A 19,629-nucleotide genomic window follows, 5' to 3' on the forward strand; every position below is an offset into this window, starting at 1 on the left:
CGCGGATTTCTACACATCACCCGACGCCTGCGCTATCCTCGCTGTAATCGTTTTCACACCGCGCAGACGCAGGGAATGTCCGGAACATCGCAACGCGTGCAGTTTCCCGCGGACTTTCTCTGGGGCGCGGCCACAAGCGCCTATCAGATCGAGGGCTCGCCGCTCGCCGACGGCGCCGGGCCGAGCATCTGGCAGCGCTTCACGCGCACGCCGGGCATGATGGCGAACGGCGACACGGGTGACGTGGCCTGCGACCACTATCGACGCTGGAAGGACGACGTCGCGCTGATGAAACGGCTGGGCCTCAAGGCCTACCGTTTCAGCATCGCCTGGGCACGCGTGCTGCCCGAGGGACGCGGACGGGTCAACGAGAAGGGACTGGATTTCTACAGCCGCCTCGTCGACGAATTGCTGCGCAACGATATCGTGCCGCTGCCGACCCTGTTCCACTGGGACCTGCCCGCGGCGCTCGACGATCGCGGCGGCTGGCTCAATCCCGACATCGCGGGCTGGTTCGCCGACTACGCGAACGTCATGTATGCCAAGCTCGACGGCCGCGTGCAGCAATGGGCGACCTTGAACGAACCCTGGGTCGTCACCGACGGCGGCTATCTGCACGGCACGCTCGCGCCGGGTCACCGCAGCACGTACGAGGCGCCGATCGCGAGCCACCATCTTCTGCGCGCGCACGGCACGGCCGTGCAGGCCTATCGCGCGAACGGCAAACACCGCATCGGCATTGTCGTCAACATCGAGCCGAAGTATGCGGCTTCGCAACGTGCCGAAGATCTCGCCGCGATGAAGCGCGCCGATGCCTACATGAACCGGCAATATCTCGACCCGGTTTTTCTCGGCGCATATCCCGACGAATTGCAGGACATCTTCGGCGAAGCGTGGCCGGCATGGCCGGCGGAAGATCTCGCATTGATCAAGCAGCCGATCGACTGGCTCGGAGTCAACTACTACACGCGCAACGTGACACGGCACGATGTCGACAATTACCCGCTGCGAGCCGCGCCGGTGAAACAGGACGCGACCTACACCGAGACCGGCTGGGAAGTGTTCGCGCAAGGCCTCACCGACACGCTCGCCTGGATCAGGCAGCGCTACGGCAACCCGCCGGTCTACGTCACCGAAAACGGCGCCGCGTTCTACGATCCGCCGCGGGCCGAAAACGGCGTGATCGATGATCCGCTGCGCGTGAGTTACTTCAGCAAACATCTTGCCGCGGTGTCGAACGCGATCGCGCAGGGCTGCGACGTGCGCGGCTACCTGGCATGGTCGCTGCTCGACAACCTCGAATGGTCGCTGGGTTTCTCCAAGCGCTTCGGCATCGTGCACGTGGACTTTGCCACGCAGCAACGCACGATCAAGGCCAGCGGCAAGCTGTACGCGAACGTGATCGCGACCAACGGCGACGTGTTGAACCGGATCTGATTTTTGCCCGCTATCGAGGCAACCTGCCCGACACAGGCCGCCTGCCCGCATCGACCCAGTCGGCGAGTTCACCGAACGCGCGCGTGATTTCGTCGGGCTCGAACACGCAGTGTCCTTCGCGGTTGATGTACTGCTGCACGAAGTTGTCGCCATGGCCGGCGCGCTCCGCGGTCAACGCATATTCGAATGCATCACCCGCGGGCACGAGCGGATCGCCGGTGTCATGCAACGCGAGCAACGGTCGCAACAGCTTGCCGGTCGGCGTGTACCAGCGCGCGACATAGGCGGCGGCCTGCGCATCGGCACGGTAGCGTTTGACCCCGTCGTTGAGCGCGAAGTCGTCGCCCGAACGGGTGTAGATCAGATCGGCGTTGCCGAACGGATTGCCGTGCGTGCGGCGTTGCAGTTCGCCGAGTATCTGAGTAATGAAGGCGACGATATCCGGAAAGTTCTTCTCCGACGCCACGCCGTACAGCCGCAACAGCGCCTCACGCGCGGCGGGCCTGGCCGCAAGCGCGGCAGCGATGCGCTTGCTCATGTCGGCATACTCCGGCAACGGATCCGGCACCGGCACGAGCGGGCCGAGCAGGTCGGGGAAGTAGTAGTCGAACGCGGCGCGCAGCGCGAAGGCCTGGTCGAGGATGCGGTTGGACGGTTCGATCGCGCCGCACAGCGCCAGTGCGCCGCTGTAGGTTTCCGGCCGCGTCTCGATGGTCAGCGCGGCAAGCGCGCCACCCATCGACTCACCCAGAACCCAGCTGCGCGCGGGCTTGCCGTAGCTCGCAACGAAGTCGCGACGCAGGGCTTCCGTCTCCGCATAGGCCTGTTCGATTGCCCAGCCGCCGCGCGAATAGCCGGACTGGATCAGCGCATAGCCTTTGGCAAGCAGCCCGTCGAGCGCCGGCCAGATGGGTTTGCTCTTGTCGTACGTGGCGGGCTCGTGCCGATAGCCGTGGTAGTAGACGATCAGCTCGTGGTTCCAGTGGGCGGGAATGTCGACGCGATACGCCGCGCCGTCGCGCGTACCGGTCGCGCTGATCGGCAATGCCGGCGCCTTGTGCGCGACTTGGGCACAACCGCCCAGCAACGCGACAGCAACCATCGCAAAAAAAGTGGCAATGCCGGGTACCCATCTTGCTTTCATTGCGCGATCTCCGAGTGTGGATTGGTGCTCTGCCTTGGCACCATGCCCGATGCCGGCCGCCTGCCCGCATCGACCCAATCGACGAGTTGGTCGAATGCGTGCGCGACCTCGTCCGGCTCGAACACGCAATGGCCGGCGCGGTCGACGGATTGCTGCACGAAATGGTCGGCATGGCCGGCCCGCTGCGCCGCCAACGCATAGGCAAACGCACCGGCCGCCGGCACGAGCGGATCGCCGATGTCGTGCAGGGCGAGCAGGGGCCGCGTCAGCTTGCCGCTTGGCGTGTACCAGCGCGCGAGCCAGGCTGCCGCTTTCGGGTCGGCGTGATAGCGGCGGACGCCGGCATTGAGTGCGGCATCGTCGCCGGAGTTGACGTAGATCAGGTCGGCATTGCCGAGCGGATTGCCGCCGGCGCGCCGCTGCAGATCGCGGAAGTCGGTCAGCGTATCGGCGATCACGTCGGGCAGCGAGGTCGCATCCGCCGCGCCGTACCAGCGCAGCAACGCCTGCATTGCCGCGGGCTTCGTGGCCAGCGCTGCGGCGATCTTGGCCGTCGTCTTCGGGTTGGCGACATACGCCGCCGGCACCGGCACCAGCGCCGGCAACAGCCCGGGGAAATAGAATTCGAAAGCCGCGGCCAGCGCAAAGTCGCGCTGGAACATCGCATCGCTGGGTTCGATCGCGCCGCACAGCGACAGCGCGCCGGCGTATATGTCCGGACGCGTCTCGATGGTCAGGACGGCGAGCGTCCCGCCCATCGACATACCCATGACCAGAAACTGGTCCGCCTTGCCGTGGCCGGCGACGAAGCGCTGGCGCAGGCGCTCGGTGTCCTTATCCGCTTCCTCCAGCGCCCAGCCGCCGGCCGAGTAGCCCGACTGGATCACGGCGTACTTGCGTTGCAGGATGTGACCGAACATCGGCGCAAGCGACTCGTCCGGCGCGTACTTCAACGGGGTTTCCGAGGTGCCGTGGAAAAACACGACCACGCGACGATTCCAGTCGGCGGGAATGTCGATGCGGTACGCCGCGCCGGCAAGCGTGCCGATTTCGGTATCCGCCTTCGGTGACGCAACAGCGAACGCGCCGGATCCGAGCATGAGCGCGACCGAAAACAAAAGCCTCGTCATTCCCGCCTCCACGACCATGACGAACCGGGAATTTTCATCCCTTCACACTCCCGAGCAGCAGGCCCTGCAGATACTGCCGCTGCAACAAAAGAAACAGCAGCAGCACCGGCAGGACCGTAACCACCGAACCTGCCATCATCAATTCGTTGTCCTGCACGTGCTCGCGCGAGAGGCCGGCAAGCGCGACGGGTGCGGTCTGCCACGCCTGGTCGCTGAGCACGATCAACGGCCACATGAAATCGTTCCAGCTGGCGAGAAACGTGAGCACCGCGAGCGTGACGATCATCGGCTTGAGCAGCGGCAGAACGATGCGCAGGAAGATCGTCCACTCGCCGGCACCGTCGATGCGCGCCGCCTCGATCAGCTCGTCGGGGATCGAGCGCGCGTACTGACGCACGAGATAGATGCCGAGCGCGCTCGCCAGCGCCGGCACGACCACGCCGCCGTAGCTGTTCACCAGATGCAGCCATTTCATCAGCAGGAACAAGGGCATCATCGCAACCTGCAGCGGCACCAGCAGCGCGGCGAGCACGGCGCGGAACAGGCGCTCGCGTCCGCTGAAGCGCAGCTTGGCGAACGCGTAGCCGGCGCTGAGGTTGAACGCGAGCGAGGCGAGCGTGATCGCGCCGGCGACCAGAAAACTGTTGAGCAGATAGCGACCCATGCCGGCACGCAGGAACAATTCGCGGTAGTTGGCCAGCGTCGCATGCGCCGGCAGCAGCGGCGGCGGTACATGGCTGGCCTCACCAGGCTGCATGAACGATGCCGACAGCATCCAGGCCAGCGGCAACAGAGTGAGCATGCTGCCGGCGATGAGCAGGCCGTTGACGCTCCATTTCGTCATGCGCGGACTCACGCGTTGTGGTCCTGCGCGCGCGCGAGGCGTAGCAGCACGCGCGTGATCACGAGGATCAGCGCAAACAGCAGGAAGGCGATCGCGCAGGCGCGGCCGAGATTCCACCACTTGAAGCCTTCCTCGTACATGAAATAGAGCACGCTGACCGTGGATTGCAGCGGATCGCCGCGCGTCATCACGTAGGGTTCGGCGAACAACTGGAAGTAGCCGGCGATGGTGATGACCGCGACCAGCAGCAGCACCGGCCGCAGGCACGGCAAAGTGATGTGCCAGAAGCGTCGCGCTGCCGAGGCGCCGTCGATGCGCGCGGCCTCGTACAAGTCCTGCGGAATAGCCTGCAGCCCGGCGAGCAGGATGATCATGTTGTAGCCGAAATTCTTCCACACCGCGAACAGCACCAGCGCGGGCATCGCCCAGTGCGGATCGCCGAGCCAGTCGACCGGACCGATGCCGAAATGGCCGAGCGCGTAGTTGATCAGACCGTAGCGCGTATGGAACAGGTAGCGCCAGATGATCGCGACCGCGACGACCGTCGTCACCACGGGCGCGAACAGCGCCGTGCGATGCAGACCCCGGAACCGCACGAGCGGCGAATTGAGCAACAGGGCCGCGCCGAGCGAGACGGCGAGGGACAGCGGCAGCGCGAGCGCGACGAACCAGACCGTGTTGAGCAGCGATTTCCAGAACAACGGCGTGCGCAGTACCTCGATGTAGTTGCCCAGGCCGACGAAACGCAGGTTGTCCAGGTTCGCCAGCGCGTAGATGTCGAAGTCGGTGAAACTCAGCAGCAGCGCCGCAGCTACCGGCAGGGCGAGAAAAACGCCGAGCACGAACAGCGCCGGTGCGACGAAGGTCCAGGCGGCGCGCTCGCCACTCATTGCCGCGCCCTCGCGGCGAGAAGCGCACGACGCTTGGCCAGAATCACGTCATCGACCTTGGCGTCCAGCGCGCGCAGCGCCGTATCGGCGGACTCGCCGCCGCGCACCACGCGCTCCGCCGCCAGTTGCATCTCGTTGGCGATACGCTCCCACTCCGGCACCTTCGGTGTCGGCTTGACCCGCTCGAGCTGGGTACGGAATGCGCGTGTGTATTCGTCGGTCTGGATCGCACCGAAATCCCAGGCACTGCGCCGCGCGGGCAGGTCGCCGGTAAGCATGTAGAAACGCTGCTGCTGTTTCACTCCGGACAGGAACTCGGTCAGTTCCCAGGCGAGTTGCTTGTGCCGGGATGTGCGGAAGATGGCCAGGCTCGCGCCTCCCGCCGCACCGCCGCCCGGGCCGTGCGCGCCCGGCAGCGGCGCCGTGCTCCAGCTGCCCTGCAACTCGGCCGGAAGCCGACGCTTGAATTCGCCGATGTTCCACGGCCCGGTGATGTAGAAGGCGAAGTAGCCCTTGCCGAATTCGTCCCAGACGTTGGCGATCTGCGTGTTGCTCATCGACGGAGCCCAGTGTTCGCGGAACGCCTCGACGTAGAAATCGAGCGCGCGACGAAATCCCGCGCTTTCGAAATTGCCTCGCGTATCGCCATCGCGCAGCAGGGGATCACTCTGCTGAATGGCGAGATTGAGAAGGGGCTCGAACTCGTTGAGCGGCAGGAAGATCGCGTACCTGTCCGCGCCCTGGTTGCGTTTGATCGCGGCCATCGCGCGCCGCCATTCGTCCCCGTCGCGCGGCGCGTGATCGAAGCCGGCTGCGGCAAGCAGGTCCTTGCGGTAGAACAGCAGGCGCGTGTCGACGTACCACGACACGCCGTACAGCGCGCCGTCGATGACATTCGTGTCCCAGATGCCGGCGAAATAGTCCTCGCGACGCACGACCTCGGACTGGTCGACATACGCCTGCAACGGCTCGAGCGCGCCGAGCACGGCGAACTCCGGAATCCACGTATTGCCGAGCTGGCACAGGTCCGGCAGCGCGTCGCCCGCGAACGCGGTCAGCAGCTTCTCGTGCATCGCGGTCAGCGGCAGGTTCTGCACCACGACATGCACACCCGGATGCGTCTGCTCGAACTCGGTCAGCAGTTTGCCGACGGCTTCACCCTCGGGGCCGAACGCCCACAGCTTCAGCGTCGTCTCGTGCGATGCAGGCGCGCAGGCGCACAGGGCGAACACAGCCACCCATGCCGCGATCCGCAAGAACCCCGCCACCCCGCCTGACGCCACGACACCTCCCAAAAACGGCTTCGGCGCGTGCCGTGCCGCCCGCCTATTTTTTCTCTGCGGCCTCGCCGAGCCAGCCGCCGCGGAATCCCGCGCGCTTGAGTCCTTCGCGAATATACGGATTCTTGCGCATGGTTTTCCAGACGAGACCGCTGCGGTAGTTCTCGATCATCAGCAGGATCGGACCCTGGTCGATGCCGAGGTAGAACGTGTCGAACCAACCCTTGTCCGGCACGACACGGCCGGTGCGCAGCGGGCGATCGGTGAAGGTGAAGCTCGGATTGAACGCGTCGACGAAACCGTATTGCGTGTAGAGGTCGTCGCCGTACCGCTGCTTCATTTCCGCGATTGCCGGCACCACGATCTGCGGCGTGAACGCGATCGAGGCGGCCGCGGCGGTGGGCGCGATCGTGCCGTCATCGACCTGCGGGCTCAAACCCGCGCCGCGCAGACCAGTGTAGCCGTAGAACGGCTTCGGGTCGTTCTTGTAGCGATCGGGCTCGCCGTGCGGGGTGTGCCCGCGCGGGCCGTTGCTCGCGGTCAGTCCCCAGGTGTTGCCGTCGTAGTCCTTCCACTGCATCGGGTTGTGGATCGCGTACTCGCGCTGCGCGAGCGCGGCACGCTGGCTGTTGGTGAAATAGTCGATGCCCTTGCCGCGCATGTAGTCGTCCTGGATGCCGCGGAAATCGATCCACGATTGCGCGTACTGGTGCCAGAACGCGGGACTGCCGGCGAGATAGGTCTGCCCCTGGAATTCGCCCCAGAGCTTGTCGAAAGGCTGGGTGAAGCGCTTCCACGTCGCCGGGCTCAGCGCGTAGGTCGGCGAGCCGAGCGCGAGGATATACAAACCAAGCGCCTCGCTGAATCCGCGGTAGTAGTTGTAGTCGAAGCCGTTCTCGGGCGTCCATCCGCCCTGCACGAGCGGGTTGCCATCGCTGAACCATTTCCAGTCGACGCGACGGAAGATGTCGTCCGCAAGCTGGCGGATTTCCTTTTCGTCCTTCGTGTTCTTGTCGTAGTAGGACTGCGCGAACAGTACTCCGTAGAGCAGCCAGGTCGTATCCACCGACGACAACTCGACCCACGGCGCGTGTTCGAAGCGCTCGCCGCTGCGCATGTCGAGGAAATGGTAGAAGAAACCATGAGCGCCGCTCGCATCCTTGTCCTCGCTTTGCCTGGCGGTGGCGAAGAAACGCAGCGTCGCCAGCGTGCGCTTCACCGCCTCGTCACGCTTGATCCAGCCGCGCTCGGCGCCGATGCCATACGCGGTCAGGCCGAAACCGACCGCGGCGATCGAGGAGAAAAACGAGGGATCGTTCCCGTGTCCCGGCGCCCAGTGGTCGGGCACCTGGCCATTGTCCGGATTCGCGCTGGCGAGGAAAAAGTCGAAGGTGCGCTTCTCCACCTCGTCGAGCATCGCCTGCTGCTCTTTCGGCAGCGACTGGAACGAGGTGACCGGCGCACCGCCAACGGCCGGCGCGGCCGCTGGCGCTTTCGCGAACAGCGGGCCCGACACGCCCGCAGCGACCACCAGCAGGATGCTGAAAACGTTTACACGCAGACGATGAAACGGGTTGCTCAAACTCACGAAAGGCTACTCGATCGGAGAGGAAGGAAACGGCGCGACGAACGCATCATGCGCCCTCGCAATCTGCATCGCGGCGCAGGTGTGACATCACGGCGGCGCAATCGTTCCCGTCTCACGGCCGCGGCGCCTTGCAGTAGCGATCGATGAAAGCCTGATGCGGCGGCATCACTTCCACGCAATTGGCGATCACCTTCTTCACCCCGCCGACGAGTTCCTCCAGTTCCGCCTGCGGCATCTGGTCGACCATCGGATGCCAGCGCTCGGGCAGGATGCGCTGGCCGACCATCACCTCGACCCAGCTCGGCTGCGCGAACATTTCCTCGGCGTTGCGATAGAAGCGGCCGGAATCGCGGAACAGGCGGATGTTGTCGCTCAGTTCCTTCGGCAGCGACATCGTCCGGCAATAGTTCCAGAACGGCGTGTCATCGCGTTCGGTCGCGCAGAAATGCAGGATGATGAAATCGCGGATGCGCTCGATCTCGAACGCCGCCTGTGCGTTGTAGCGCTCGCGGATCACATCGCTGAAACCCTGGTCGGGAAACAGGTTGATGATGCGCGCGATCGCCGACTGAATCAGGAAGATGCTGGTCGATTCCAGCGGTTCGAGAAATCCGCTGGCGAGGCCGACCGCGACCACGTTCTTGTCCCAGCACTTCTTGCGCTGCCCCGGCGTGAAGCGCAACACGCGCGGATCGCCGAGCGCGCGGCCGTCGAGCCAGCCGAGCAGATTCGAGGCGGCCTCGTCGTCGCTGATGTACTTGTTCGAATACACGTAGCCGTTGCCGGTGCGATGCTGCAGCGGAATGCGCCAGGTCCAGCCCGCCTCGCGCGCGGTGCAGCGCACGAACGGCGTCGGCGGGCCGACGTTCTCGCACGGCGCGGCGACCGCGCTGTTGCACGGCAGCCAGTGCGACCAGTCCTCGTAGCCGGCCTTCAGCGTCTGCTCGATCAGCAGGCCGCGGAAACCCGAGCAATCCAGGAACAGGTCGCCGTCGATGCGCTCGCCGTTCTCCATCACCACCGCGTCTATGTAGCCGTCCTGCGGCCGCTGGATCACCTGGGTGACCTTGCCCTCGGTGCGGCGCACGCCGCGCTTCTCGGCGTAGTTGCGCAGGTATTTGGCGTAGAGGCCGGCGTCGAAATGATAGGCGTAGGCAATGTTCGCCAGCGGCGAATGCTCTTTCACGTCGCGCGCCGAGGTCATGAACTTGCCCTTCAGCGAGGCCGCGGCGTTGAGCGAATAGTCGTCCAGACCGCTCGCCTTGCCCTGCTTGTGCGCCTTGAGCCAGTACTGGTGGAACGGCAGCAGGCCGTGGTCGTGGCCGATCTGGCCGAAACCGTGGATGTACTTGTCACCGACGCGCGCCCAGTCGACGAACTCGATGCCGAGCTTGAACGTGCCCTGGGTCTGCTTGATGAATTCGGTTTCGTCGATCTCCAGCGTCTGGTTGTACAGCTTCAGATGCGGCACCGTCGCTTCGCCGACGCCGACCGTGCCGATCTCCTCGGACTCGATCAGGCGGATCGAATAGGCGTTGCCGAACACTTTCGCAAACGCCGCGGCGGCCATCCAGCCGGCGGTGCCGCCGCCGACGATGACGATGTTCTGGATGTTCCGGTCGGTCATTGCTGCCCTGTGTCCGATTTGATTCAAAGCGCTGTCGTCAGTCCGGCTCGCCCACGCCGAAGAAAACCGCGAGTGCGCGATCAAGTGCGCGCAGCGTCGCAGCATCGAGATTGCCGATACGGCGACCGACTTTCGCACGCAACAAAGTTTGCGTCTTGTCGATCATGATTTGCGAAGCCTTGCGCAAGCCGGTGCGTTCGCCTGCCTTGACCGAGATGCGCAGCAAGGGCACGTCGTCGCGTATCTCGCTGGTCAAGGGCATCACCGTGACGGACGGTATCGCGTCGAACGCGTCGGCCTGCACGATGACGGCCGGTCTCGGCTTGCCGTAGTCGCCGGACGCGGCCACGGTGACGATGTCGCCCCGTTTCATTTCCAACCCGAGCGATCGGCTACATCATCGATCCAACGCATGGCTTCGACTTCCTCCCTGGCCTTCGCCTCCCCGGCCAAGATACGGGACTGGCGCCGCGCTTCGGCCAGAAATTCACGCCGGCGCTTCTCGCGTGCGAAGTCGCGGATCAAACCCCGCAAGATCTCCCCCACGGGCTGGGAAGATTCGTTCGCCGCCTCCTCGAGCACCGACTTCAACTCGGAATCCAGGCGCAGCGTCAGGGTGTTGCCATGTACGGTGGGGCGAGCCATTTCATATTCCAATTTCGTAATACGAAATATACTACGTAGCGTAGTGTGTCATGTCAATTTCAATAACGGCTCCCCGAGACCTGATCAGCGACGACGCTCAGCCGGCGGTCGCGTGTCGTCGAGCTGGATCATGCGCATACGGTGCTCGAAACCGCTGGCGGATGCGCCGCCGCCGAGGTCAAGGGCGCGCGCTGGGTGAATGTGGTGCTGGGCAACGCCAAGCACGCCATCAGCGGCTGCTACCACGCCATCCGGCACGCCAAGTACGCGCGGCGCTATCTGGCCGAAGCTGCCTACCGCTTCAACCGCCGATTTCACCTCGCCGCGCTGCTGCCGCGACTGGCGCGCGCCATGGTGCTGTGCAAGCCTTGGCCAGAGCCGAAATTGCGCGCAGTCGACAACTTTCATGGCTGAGCGTCGTTGCTAACCAGGAAATCGTGTACCGCCGCTTGCGTGAACGAAGCGTAGCGTGCGCCCTGCGCGCGGCCTTTTTGCGTCGCGCGTTGAACGCACGCTACCCGGCTAGAACCGGAACCCCGCGGTCAGCTTGAATGTGCGCGGCACACCGGTAATGTTGCCGATACCGTTGTAGGCGACAGGGAACCGGTTGATCGCGCCGTTCGAGCCATAGCTCGTAATGTAATCTGAATAGTTCTTGTAATTGAATGCGTTGAGGATGTCGAATCGAAAGTACAGGCTCATCCCACGCGTAAGATCGAAGTTCTTCGTTGCCTGCAGGTCAATCTGACGGTAACCGAATATCTTGCCTCCAAACAGAAACGACTGTGCCAGCGCCGCATGCGGGTCACTTCCTGAATATCCGCCGCCGGGCGTTCCCGCAACGGGAAGGTTGTTCGCACCGTGCGGCCCTGTCAACGGATAGTCATAGTACGAATATCCGTTGTTTGGCGTCGGTGTGGCCAAAGTCACTTTGCCAGCAAAGGTGATGTCCCAAGGGCCATCGTAGCTGCCGGTTACGACGAGGCGGTGCTTGGCGGCCGCATTGGAGGTGATGAACGGGTACTGCTGGATGCTGGCTTGGTCGAACGAGTAGTGCTCGTTGATATCACGGTTCTGCGTGGCGTGCGTGTAGGTGTAGGCTATGCTCATGCCCCAGCCCGAATCCTTGGTGTAGGGTTTATCTGCGGACAACAGCAACTGCGTGTTGCGCGTTTCGATGCCGTTGTCCCATTTGATGAAGCCGCTCAGACCCGGGATCGGGTCACCCCAAGGTTGGCCGCCGTTCTTCCAAAACGAACCATCGGGGTAGCGGTTGCCCAACGTGACCGCCAAGCCGTCATAGCTGTTGATCCGCGCAATGGTAGCGCTGGTGTTCCAGTCGCCGACCTTGTTGCGCATGCCGATGCTGAACTGATCCGAGTACGGCACCTTGATGTTGTTGTTGAACATGTTGACTTCGCCACCAACGGTGCCGAGCGCCTGCAAATTCTTCGGATCAGCGTATTTCGGGTCCCAGGCTACGCAGGTTGGTCCCGGCGAACAGGAGTGGTACTGATTAGGGAACGTGATGTCCTGCTCGGCCAGTGCGAGCTTGGTGCGCTCAAGCTGGAGATAGTCGAACAGGTTGCGGTCGTAGGCGCGACCAACGCCGCCGATGATGACATGCTCTTCGTCACCGTTCAGGTCGTACGAAAAGCCTAGGCGCGGCTGCCACTGGTTCTTCTTCGGGCTGCGATTATGGCCGGTGCTGATGTAGTCCTTGACGTTGATACCCCCCAATGCCAAGGCTTGTGCATAGGTCTGACCAGTAGGCGCCGAAGGGTCAGGGTTGGGGCTGTTGAATGCGTCGATGATGTATTGCGGAGTAACCCATTTTTCGAACGATGGCGTCTCCTCGTAGTCCCAGCGGATGCCGAGGTTCAGTGTCAGATGATCGTTGACCGCCCAGTCGTCCTGAATGTAGGTGCCGAATTGCTTGTTGTTCGACTTCGCGACGAGGTCCTGCCCCGGGGTAACCTTGGCTACGGTTGCCTTGTAAGGTGTTGTGAGCGTGCCGTTCGGCGTCACGTCGTAGTAGTAAATCGTATTCGTGGCCGATGCATCCTGAGCGGTGAGGTCCACACTCTTGAACTTCACGCCCATCTTGATGACGTGATCACCATTCCATTGGAAGTTGCTGAAAGTTAGATCGTCCTGAATCGCCGGACCCTTCTGATTCTTGTTCTGGAATGCGCGCGGATCGGCGCTACCCGTGTTGACGATCGTGTTGTTGTTGGTCAGCAACGCCCACGTGTAGTTGGCGCCGTTGCCGATGGTCACGGGCGACGGATTGTCCCGGGTCTTCTCATAAGTTATCAGCAGTTCGTTGGTCCACGCGTCCGCACTGTGTTGCCAGTTGGCCATGAAGCGGTTGTCGTCGTTGATCGCGTTTGTGCCCGCGGACGGCGCGGTCTGGCCACCGTTGTCGACAGCGGTCTCTTTGCGAATCTTGGTGCTGACCTCCAACCGATCGCGATCGGAGAATTCCCAATCGATCTTGCCGAAATACAGGTCCTCGCTGAACGGCTTGCTCGAAGGTCCGAATTCCTTCTGCACCGACGCCGGAAGCAGACTGACGAGGTTGACGCCATCCACCGAGAGTCCTGGGAAGACCGTAGTCGGAGTGGAGAACGTTTTGTTCTCGTAGGTGAAGAAGAAGTGCATTTGATCTTGGATAATCGGACCGCCGACAGCGAAACCGTATTCCTCCTCTTTCGAATTCGTCTTGGTGCCTGCGGCCTTTTCCGCAGGAGTCGAGTCGCGTAAGCCGTCATCGGTATGCGTGCCGAAGATCTCGCCGTGAAACTCGTTCGTACCCGACTTGGTCTGGGCAGTCACGGCCGCGCTGGAAATCTGGTCGTACTCGGCTTTGTAGTTCGAAGTAATGACCTTGTATTCGCCGATCGCCAGCTGCGGGAACGGGTTACCCTGGCTAGCGTTCTGACCGGTGATGCCACCGCCATGCACATAGTTCTTCTGGCCGACGCCATCGATGTAGACGTTAATCGAATTGGAGTTTTGGGCGCCCCCGCGCAACGATGTGTTTCCGTTCGAGTCGACCTGAAACACCATGCCGGGCACAGTATCGGCGAACTCGAGGAAGTTGCGCGTGATCTGCGGAATCGTGTTGATCTGGTGCAGCGAGACGGTATTGCCGATTTCCGAGGTCTTGACCTCGGCCAACGCGGTGCCGGTGACGGTGATGCCCTCCAGTGTTGCGGCTCCTGCCGCAACTGGTGCGGCGGCGGTGAAGTCCAGCGTGGCGGTCGAAGCCACGCTCAGCGTCACCGTCTTCTCCGTACCGGGGCCCGCGTCAACCTGATACGTACCCGGAGGCAATCCTACCAGCGCGTAGCTGCCGTCCGCGGCGCTTAAGGTGACCCGGCGGGCGCCCGAAGCGATGTTTTTTGCGGTGATCTGCATGTTCGGCGCGGCCTTGCCGCGCAAGTTGGCATCCGAAGACTGCGCCCAGCTCATCGCCGGCATCGCCACCGTGGCGACGACTGCGGCGCGAATCAACGAAGCGAGGATCTTTTTCTTGAAGGGCAGTGGCTTTCTCATGTGTTCTCCTCCCAAGGATGTGTAGCGGTACGTGTTTGTTGGTATGTGCTGCTCGTGTTTGCCGGTTTCGTGTTCAAACTGGTTTCGTCGGCCTCCCGTCATCTCTGCTGCTCGCGCGCACGACGACGTCGCAGGCCAGCGTCTGCGCGGCATTGCGTGCCCGGCCAGGTTTCTCGATGGCCGTGGCGACGCTTTCCAGCGCGCTGCGGCCGAGGTCGGCAATGCGCACGCGCACGGTGGTGAGTGCGGGCGTGATGTAGCGTGCGATAGGGATGTCGTCGAAGCCGGCCAGCGCAACGTCCTGCGGCACGCGCAATCCTGCTTCGGCAAAGGCGCGCAGGCAGCCGACCGCCATCATGTCGTTTGCGGCGAATACGGCACGCACCGGCTTGCTGTCCTTCGCCAGCACGCGGCCGGCGTGGTAGCCGGATTCTTCGCTGAAATCGCCGGCGACGATCTTCGCCGTCGCCTTTGGCGCGAACGCCGCCATCGCCTCGCGGTAGCCGCGCTCGCGCTGCTGCGCGTCGAAGTTGTCGTCGGGACCGCCGATGAAGGCAACGCCGGCATGGCCTGCGTCGAGCAGATGCCGGGTCATCGCATGCGCGCCGCCGTAGTTGTCGATGTTGAGCACGTCGAACTGGGTGCTCTTCAGGGCGGAATTGAGCAGCACCGCCGGCGTCGATTCGGGCAGGTTCGCGCGCAGGAACTCGGCGTCGACATGCGGCGACAGGATCAGCATGCCGTCGACGCGGCCCTGCATCGCGCGCAGCGCGGCAGCGGCCTCGTCGGCGTCGCCATGCGAGGAGGAGACGAGCAGATGCAATCCCTTCGCGCGCGCGGCGAGATCGATGCCGCGGATCAGTTCGGAGAAGAATTCGCCGTAGAGGTCGGGCAGCAGCGCGCCGATGGTCTGCGTGCGCTTGGTGATCAGGCTGCGCGCTGCGCTGTGCGGCACGTAGCGCAGGCGCGCGGCGATGCTGGCGATGCGCTGGCGCGTCTCGTCGGTGACCGCAGGCGAGCCGTTGAGGGCGCGCGACACCGAAGCCACGGAAACCCGTGCCTCGCGTGCGACATCCCGAATGGTTACCGCCATGCCTTCACGCCCTCCCTCGCAGTGCATACGATCATGATGCGTGATGCCTACCCACTTTTTACAAACGTTTACACGACCTCGCCGGTGAAATGTAAACGTTTTCATCCGGGTTTGCAAAAGCGCCGCAACAAAGCGATGCCGATCGCGGCGGCATTCGGAACGGGCACAAGACGATCGGCCGCCACCACGTGCTGGTGTCGGCGCCAGCGGATCAAGGCCGCCGCAGCCGCCGGCTGTCTGTGGCGACGACGCCCCTATTTCAGGAAGTCGTGGAATTTCTTGCGGAACTTGGCCACCTTCGGCGCCACGACGAGCTGGCAGTACGGCTGCTCGCCGTGCAGCTTGAAGTATTCCTGGTGGTAGTTCTCGGCTTTGTAGAACACGGTGAACGGCTTGACCTCGGTGACGATCGTGCCGCTCCACTCGTGGCTGGCAGCGGTCTCCTTGATCGCCCTGTCGATCGCCGCCTTCTGCGCTTCGTTGCGGTAGAACGCGATCGAGCGGTACTGCGTGCCGACGTCGTTGCCCTGGCGGTTGAGCGTGGTCGGATCGTGGATCGTGAAATACGCACGCAGGATCGTTTCCAGCGTCACCACGTTCGGATCGAACGTGATCTGCACGACTTCTGCGTGGCCCGTGTTGCCGTCGGACACCTGCGCGTAGGTCGGATTGGCGAGATGGCCGCCGGCATAGCCGGATTCGACTTTCGTGACGCCTTTCAGCTCGGTGAACACGGCCTCCAGACACCAGAAACAGCCACCGCCGAGCGTGATCGTGTCACCGCCGGCAGCTGCGGCGGGCGGCGGCGCGGCCGCGGCGAATGTCGTCGTCATGAGAATTCCCAGAAGAATGAGGAGTCGGCGCAGCATGATGCGTCTCGAGTGGGTGATGCCCAAGTAGACGCGCAGGGCAGGCGAAACCTTACGCCCGGCGCGACGGACGCTCGGGGCGCAAACTCCCTGGGCGCTCAAGCAACCTCATGAACTAGTCGCTGCCTGTAAGCCGCCAGGCAGCGGCGATCGGTTTGCCTCACACCCGCGGTGCATGCTCCACGGCTCAGCCGCACTTCGAGTAGCCGCAGTTGAGGCAGGTCTGGCAGCCGTCCATGAGAATCATGGCGGCGGTGTTGCACTTGCCGCACATCGTCGCGCCGGGCGGAAAGCCGCTGGCGGGAGGTTCGGCGAACCCGGCGGCGTCGCGCCGGCTTGCCGATTCGCCACCGGCACCGGCCAGATCCGCGCTCAGATCCTGCGCCGCGGGCTTCGCCTCGGCCTTGCGTTCCACGTCTACGTCAGGCTTTTTTTTTGCGTCCTTGCCGGCTGCGCGCGCCTCGTACGCGGCGCGCTTCTCGGCGATCAGGCGCCGTTGTTCGGGATCGAGTTCGGGATCGTGCAGCAGGCCGATCATCTTCAGGTGCTGCTCGACGATCGCGCCGAGTTCGGCCACGATCGAAGGCATGTAGACGCCACCGGCCTTGAAGTAGCCGCCGCGCGGATCGAACACGGCGCGAAGCTCCTCGACGAGGAAGGTCACGTCGCCACCCTTGCGGAACACCGCCGACATGATGCGGGTCAGCGCGACGATCCACTGGAAGTGGTCCATGTTCTTCGAATTGATGAAGATCTCGAACGGCCTGCGCAACTCGTGCTCGGTGTCCTGGTTGAGCACGATGTCGTTGATCGTCACGTACAGCGCGTGCTCGAACAACGGCGATTTGATCTTGTAGGTCGCGCCGATCAGCGTGTCCGGACGCTCGACCTTCTCGTGCATCTGGATCACTTCGGCCTTCGGCGGCACCTCGATCGCGTCGCGCGGATCCGGGCCGACCGTGGGGATGGTGCCGTCGCCGGTCTTGCCGACGCTGTAGCCTTTTATTTTTTTCGAGATCTTGATTGCCATGCTTCTTTCTCTACACCGTGCACCAAAAAATCAAAAGAGTCACCACGAAGCCACTAAGATCACGAAGAAAAGCCAAAAAAACATTCCGTGGCTTTTCTTCCTGGTTCTTCCTTCGTGCACTTCGTGTCTTCGTGGCAGCGCTTTGTTCAGCCCTTACTTCTTCTTCGCGGCTTTCTTCGCCTTGGCGGCGGTTTCCGCCTTGGACTTGCGCTTCATGTCCATGGCGTGGGCACGCTTGTAGGTCTGGATATCCTTGAAATGGCCCTTGGCGTCGCGTACCGCGTAGAGCTTCTTGCCTTTGCTCGAATACAGGGTCGTGCGATGGGCCTTCTTTTTCGCGACTTTCTTCGTCGCTTTCCTGGCGACCTTCTTTGCGGCTTTCTTCGGTGCCGCCTTTTTCGCGACTTTCTTTACCGCTTTCTTCGGCGCCACTTTCTTCGCTGCCTTCTTGGCAGCCTTTTTCGGCGCGGCTTTCTTCGCGGCTTTCTTCGCGACCTTCTTCGCCACCGCCTTGACCGTCTTCACCGCCGCCGCCGCCTTTTTCGCGACGACCTTCTTCACCGCCGCCGCTCTCTTCGCCACCGCGACCTTGGCTGCCGCAGCGGTATTGCCCGCAGCGGTGGCGGTATTGACTACCGCAGTTCTCACCTCGGCCACCACTGCGCCGGTGCGCTCGACCGCGGCCTGACCGACTTCCTGCGCTTTCTCTACGACGGCTTCGACCGCATTGCTCGCGGCTTCGCCTATGGACTCGACGCTCTGCATAAATCCCTCCGGTTAGGTAAGCACTAGACCCAAGATTTCCACCGCTACAACGCCGAACGATGGGATGCGATTCGGTTGTGCGAATTTACCCGTTGCACGGCGCGGCGCAAGTGCTTTTTGAAGACCGCGAGGGATGAAGGGCGAGGCCGCTCGCTGCGCTCGCCGTGAGGAAGGAGCACGCTTTGCTTTCCCTTCCTCCCGACAACGCGCCACAGTCGCGGCCCGGACCCCTCACCCGGCCCTCAAAACTTGCCGTAGTAGCCCTCTTTCAGTGCATCGAACAGGTTGGCGGCGGTATGCGTCTCACCGTCGTATTCGATTTCCTCGTTGCCCTTCACCTCGACGATGCTGCCGTCATCGAGCTCGAAGCGATAGAGCGTGTTTTCCAGATCCGACTCCTTGACCAGCACGCCCTGGAACGCGGCCGGGTTGAAGCGGAACGTGGTGCATCCCTTGAGGCCCTGCTTGTGCGCGTAGCGGTAGATGTCCTTGAAATCCTCGTAGGGATAGTCGGTCGGCACGTTCGCGGTCTTCGAGATCGACGAGTCGACCCAACGCTGCGCCGCGGCCTGGATGTCGACATGCTCGGTCGGCGTCACCTGATCCGCGGCGATGAAGTAGTCCGGCAACCTGGCGTCGACGTCGTCGCTGAACGGCATCGCCCTGGCATTGATCAGTTCGCGGTAGGCGAGCAGTTCGTAACTGTAGACCTCGACCTTTTCCTTGGTTTTCTTGCCTTCGCGGATCACGTTGCGGCTGTAGTGGTGGGCGAAGCTCGGCTCGATGCCGTTCGAGGCGTTGTTCGCGAGCGACAGCGAGATCGTTCCGGTCGGCGCGATCGAGGAATGATGGGTGAAGCGCGCGCCGACCTCGGCCAGTTCGTCGACCAGTTCCGGAGCGATCTCCGCCACGCGCTGCATGTAGCGGCTGTACTTGGCGTGCAACACGCGGCCTGCGACCTTGTCGCCGGCCTGGTAGCCGTCGCGCGCCATCTCGGGACGCTGACGCAGCATCTTCGCCGTCACCTCGAATTCGCGCGTCATGATCGGCGCCGGGCCCTTTTCCCTCGCCAGCGACGCGGCGACTTCCCAGCCGGCGATCGCCATGTCGCGCGCGATCTGCTCGGTGAATTCGCACGACTCCCTCGAGCCGTACTTCATCTTCAGCATCGTGATCGTCGAGCCCAGACCGAGGAAACCCATGCCGTGGCGGCGCTTGGACAGGATTTCCTCGCGCTGCTGCGCCAGCGGCAGGCCGTTGATCTCGACGACGTTGTCGAGCATGCGCGTGAACACGCGCACGACTTCCTTGTACTCGTCCCAGTCGAAGCGCGCCTTCGGCCCGAACGGATCGCGCACGAACGTCGTCAGATTCACCGAGCCGAGCAGGCAGGAGCCATACGGCGGCAGCGGCTGCTCGCCGCAGGGATTGGTCGCGCGGATGTTCTCGCACCACCAGTTGTTGTTCATCTCGTTGACGCGGTCGATGAGGATGAATCCGGGCTCGGCGTAGTCGTACGTCGAGCTCATGATCATGTCCCACAGGTGCTTGGCATGAACGTGGCCATAAACCTTGCAGGCGACCATGCCGTCTTCGCGCGTCACGTAGTTCTTGTGCGTGGGCCAATCGCGCCAGACCACGCTATTGCCGTCGTCCAGGTCGTTTTCGTCGCGTTCCTTGATGTTGATCGGGAACACCAGCGGCCAGTCGGCATCGTTCTCGACCG

The 19,629-nt window shown here is 63.2% G+C and carries 16 protein-coding genes and 1 pseudogene; 2 read left to right on the forward strand and 15 right to left on the reverse strand.

Annotation, left to right across the window (positions count from 1 at the left end):
- Positions 1-75 precede the first annotated feature (75 nt).
- Positions 76-1,437: a GH1 family beta-glucosidase gene (locus AC16HO_RS12090; protein WP_395643138.1), complete on the forward strand. Its 1,362-nt coding sequence runs from the start codon at positions 76-78 to the stop codon at positions 1,435-1,437.
- A 10-nt stretch (positions 1,438-1,447) separates the two neighbouring features.
- On the opposite strand, the gene AC16HO_RS12095 is transcribed toward AC16HO_RS12090, so the two are convergent.
- The 9 genes from AC16HO_RS12095 to AC16HO_RS12135 all read right to left on the reverse strand — a co-directional run bounded on the left by AC16HO_RS12095 (position 1,448) and on the right by AC16HO_RS12135 (position 10,585).
- Complete coding sequence (locus AC16HO_RS12095; protein WP_395643139.1) at positions 1,448-2,581, reverse strand: alpha/beta hydrolase family protein; 1,134 nt, start codon at positions 2,579-2,581, stop codon at positions 1,448-1,450.
- Positions 2,578-3,711, reverse strand: coding sequence for an alpha/beta hydrolase-fold protein (locus tag AC16HO_RS12100; protein WP_395643140.1), 1,134 nt, complete (start codon positions 3,709-3,711; stop codon positions 2,578-2,580). Before AC16HO_RS12100 ends, AC16HO_RS12095 begins: the two co-directional genes overlap by 4 nt.
- 34 nt (positions 3,712-3,745) lie before the next feature.
- Positions 3,746-4,555, reverse strand: a complete 810-nt coding sequence (locus tag AC16HO_RS12105) for a carbohydrate ABC transporter permease (RefSeq protein ID WP_395643141.1) — start codon at positions 4,553-4,555, stop codon at positions 3,746-3,748.
- Positions 4,556-4,563: 8 nt separating this feature from the next.
- Complete coding sequence (locus AC16HO_RS12110; RefSeq protein ID WP_395643142.1) at positions 4,564-5,445, reverse strand: carbohydrate ABC transporter permease; 882 nt, start codon at positions 5,443-5,445, stop codon at positions 4,564-4,566.
- Complete coding sequence (locus AC16HO_RS12115; protein ID WP_484335442.1) at positions 5,442-6,683, reverse strand: sugar ABC transporter substrate-binding protein; 1,242 nt, start codon at positions 6,681-6,683, stop codon at positions 5,442-5,444. The genes AC16HO_RS12110 and AC16HO_RS12115 overlap by 4 nt, the downstream gene beginning before the upstream one ends.
- A gap of 88 nt (positions 6,684-6,771) precedes the next feature.
- Entirely contained in the window at positions 6,772-8,313 is a 1,542-nt protein-coding gene (locus AC16HO_RS12120) for a glucoamylase family protein (RefSeq protein WP_395643143.1), read from the reverse strand.
- Between the two features lie 112 nt (positions 8,314-8,425).
- On the reverse strand, positions 8,426-9,940 hold the full coding sequence (locus AC16HO_RS12125; protein ID WP_395643144.1) for a tryptophan halogenase family protein: 1,515 nt from the start codon (positions 9,938-9,940) through the stop codon (positions 8,426-8,428).
- A 37-nt stretch (positions 9,941-9,977) separates the two neighbouring features.
- Entirely contained in the window at positions 9,978-10,313 is a 336-nt protein-coding gene (locus AC16HO_RS12130) for a type II toxin-antitoxin system PemK/MazF family toxin (protein WP_395643145.1), read from the reverse strand.
- A complete protein-coding gene (locus tag AC16HO_RS12135) occupies positions 10,310-10,585 on the reverse strand; it encodes an antitoxin MazE-like protein (RefSeq protein ID WP_395643146.1) in 276 nt (91 codons plus the stop codon). The genes AC16HO_RS12130 and AC16HO_RS12135 overlap by 4 nt, the downstream gene beginning before the upstream one ends.
- Positions 10,586-10,711: 126 nt before the next feature.
- On the opposite strand from AC16HO_RS12135, the pseudogene AC16HO_RS12140 reads away from it, so the two are divergent.
- A pseudogene (locus AC16HO_RS12140) lies at positions 10,712-10,999 on the forward strand (transposase); the annotation flags it as partial.
- Positions 11,000-11,107: 108 nt separating this feature from the next.
- On the opposite strand, the gene AC16HO_RS12145 reads toward AC16HO_RS12140, so the two are convergent.
- From AC16HO_RS12145 to AC16HO_RS12170, 6 genes are all read right to left on the reverse strand, one after another.
- The gene (locus tag AC16HO_RS12145) at positions 11,108-14,146 is read right to left on the reverse strand and encodes a TonB-dependent receptor (protein WP_395643147.1); all 3,039 of its coding nucleotides are present in this window, start codon (positions 14,144-14,146) and stop codon (positions 11,108-11,110) included.
- Positions 14,147-14,219: 73 nt separating this feature from the next.
- Positions 14,220-15,239 (reverse strand): LacI family DNA-binding transcriptional regulator, encoded by a 1,020-nt coding sequence (locus AC16HO_RS12150; protein WP_395643148.1) that lies wholly within the window; start codon positions 15,237-15,239, stop codon positions 14,220-14,222.
- Positions 15,240-15,493: 254 nt separating this feature from the next.
- Positions 15,494-16,072 (reverse strand): peptide-methionine (S)-S-oxide reductase MsrA, encoded by a 579-nt coding sequence (gene msrA, locus AC16HO_RS12155; protein WP_395643149.1) that lies wholly within the window; start codon positions 16,070-16,072, stop codon positions 15,494-15,496.
- A 223-nt stretch (positions 16,073-16,295) separates the two neighbouring features.
- Positions 16,296-17,138, reverse strand: coding sequence for a TSCPD domain-containing protein (locus AC16HO_RS12160; RefSeq protein WP_395643150.1), 843 nt, complete (start codon positions 17,136-17,138; stop codon positions 16,296-16,298).
- A gap of 153 nt (positions 17,139-17,291) precedes the next feature.
- The gene (locus AC16HO_RS12165) at positions 17,292-17,903 is read right to left on the reverse strand and encodes a hypothetical protein (protein ID WP_395643151.1); all 612 of its coding nucleotides are present in this window, start codon (positions 17,901-17,903) and stop codon (positions 17,292-17,294) included.
- A gap of 242 nt (positions 17,904-18,145) precedes the next feature.
- The coding region (locus AC16HO_RS12170) for an adenosylcobalamin-dependent ribonucleoside-diphosphate reductase (protein WP_484335443.1) at positions 18,146-19,629 on the reverse strand (1,484 nt) is incomplete at its 5' end.

It is taken from the genome of Rudaea sp., from assembly GCF_057139185.1.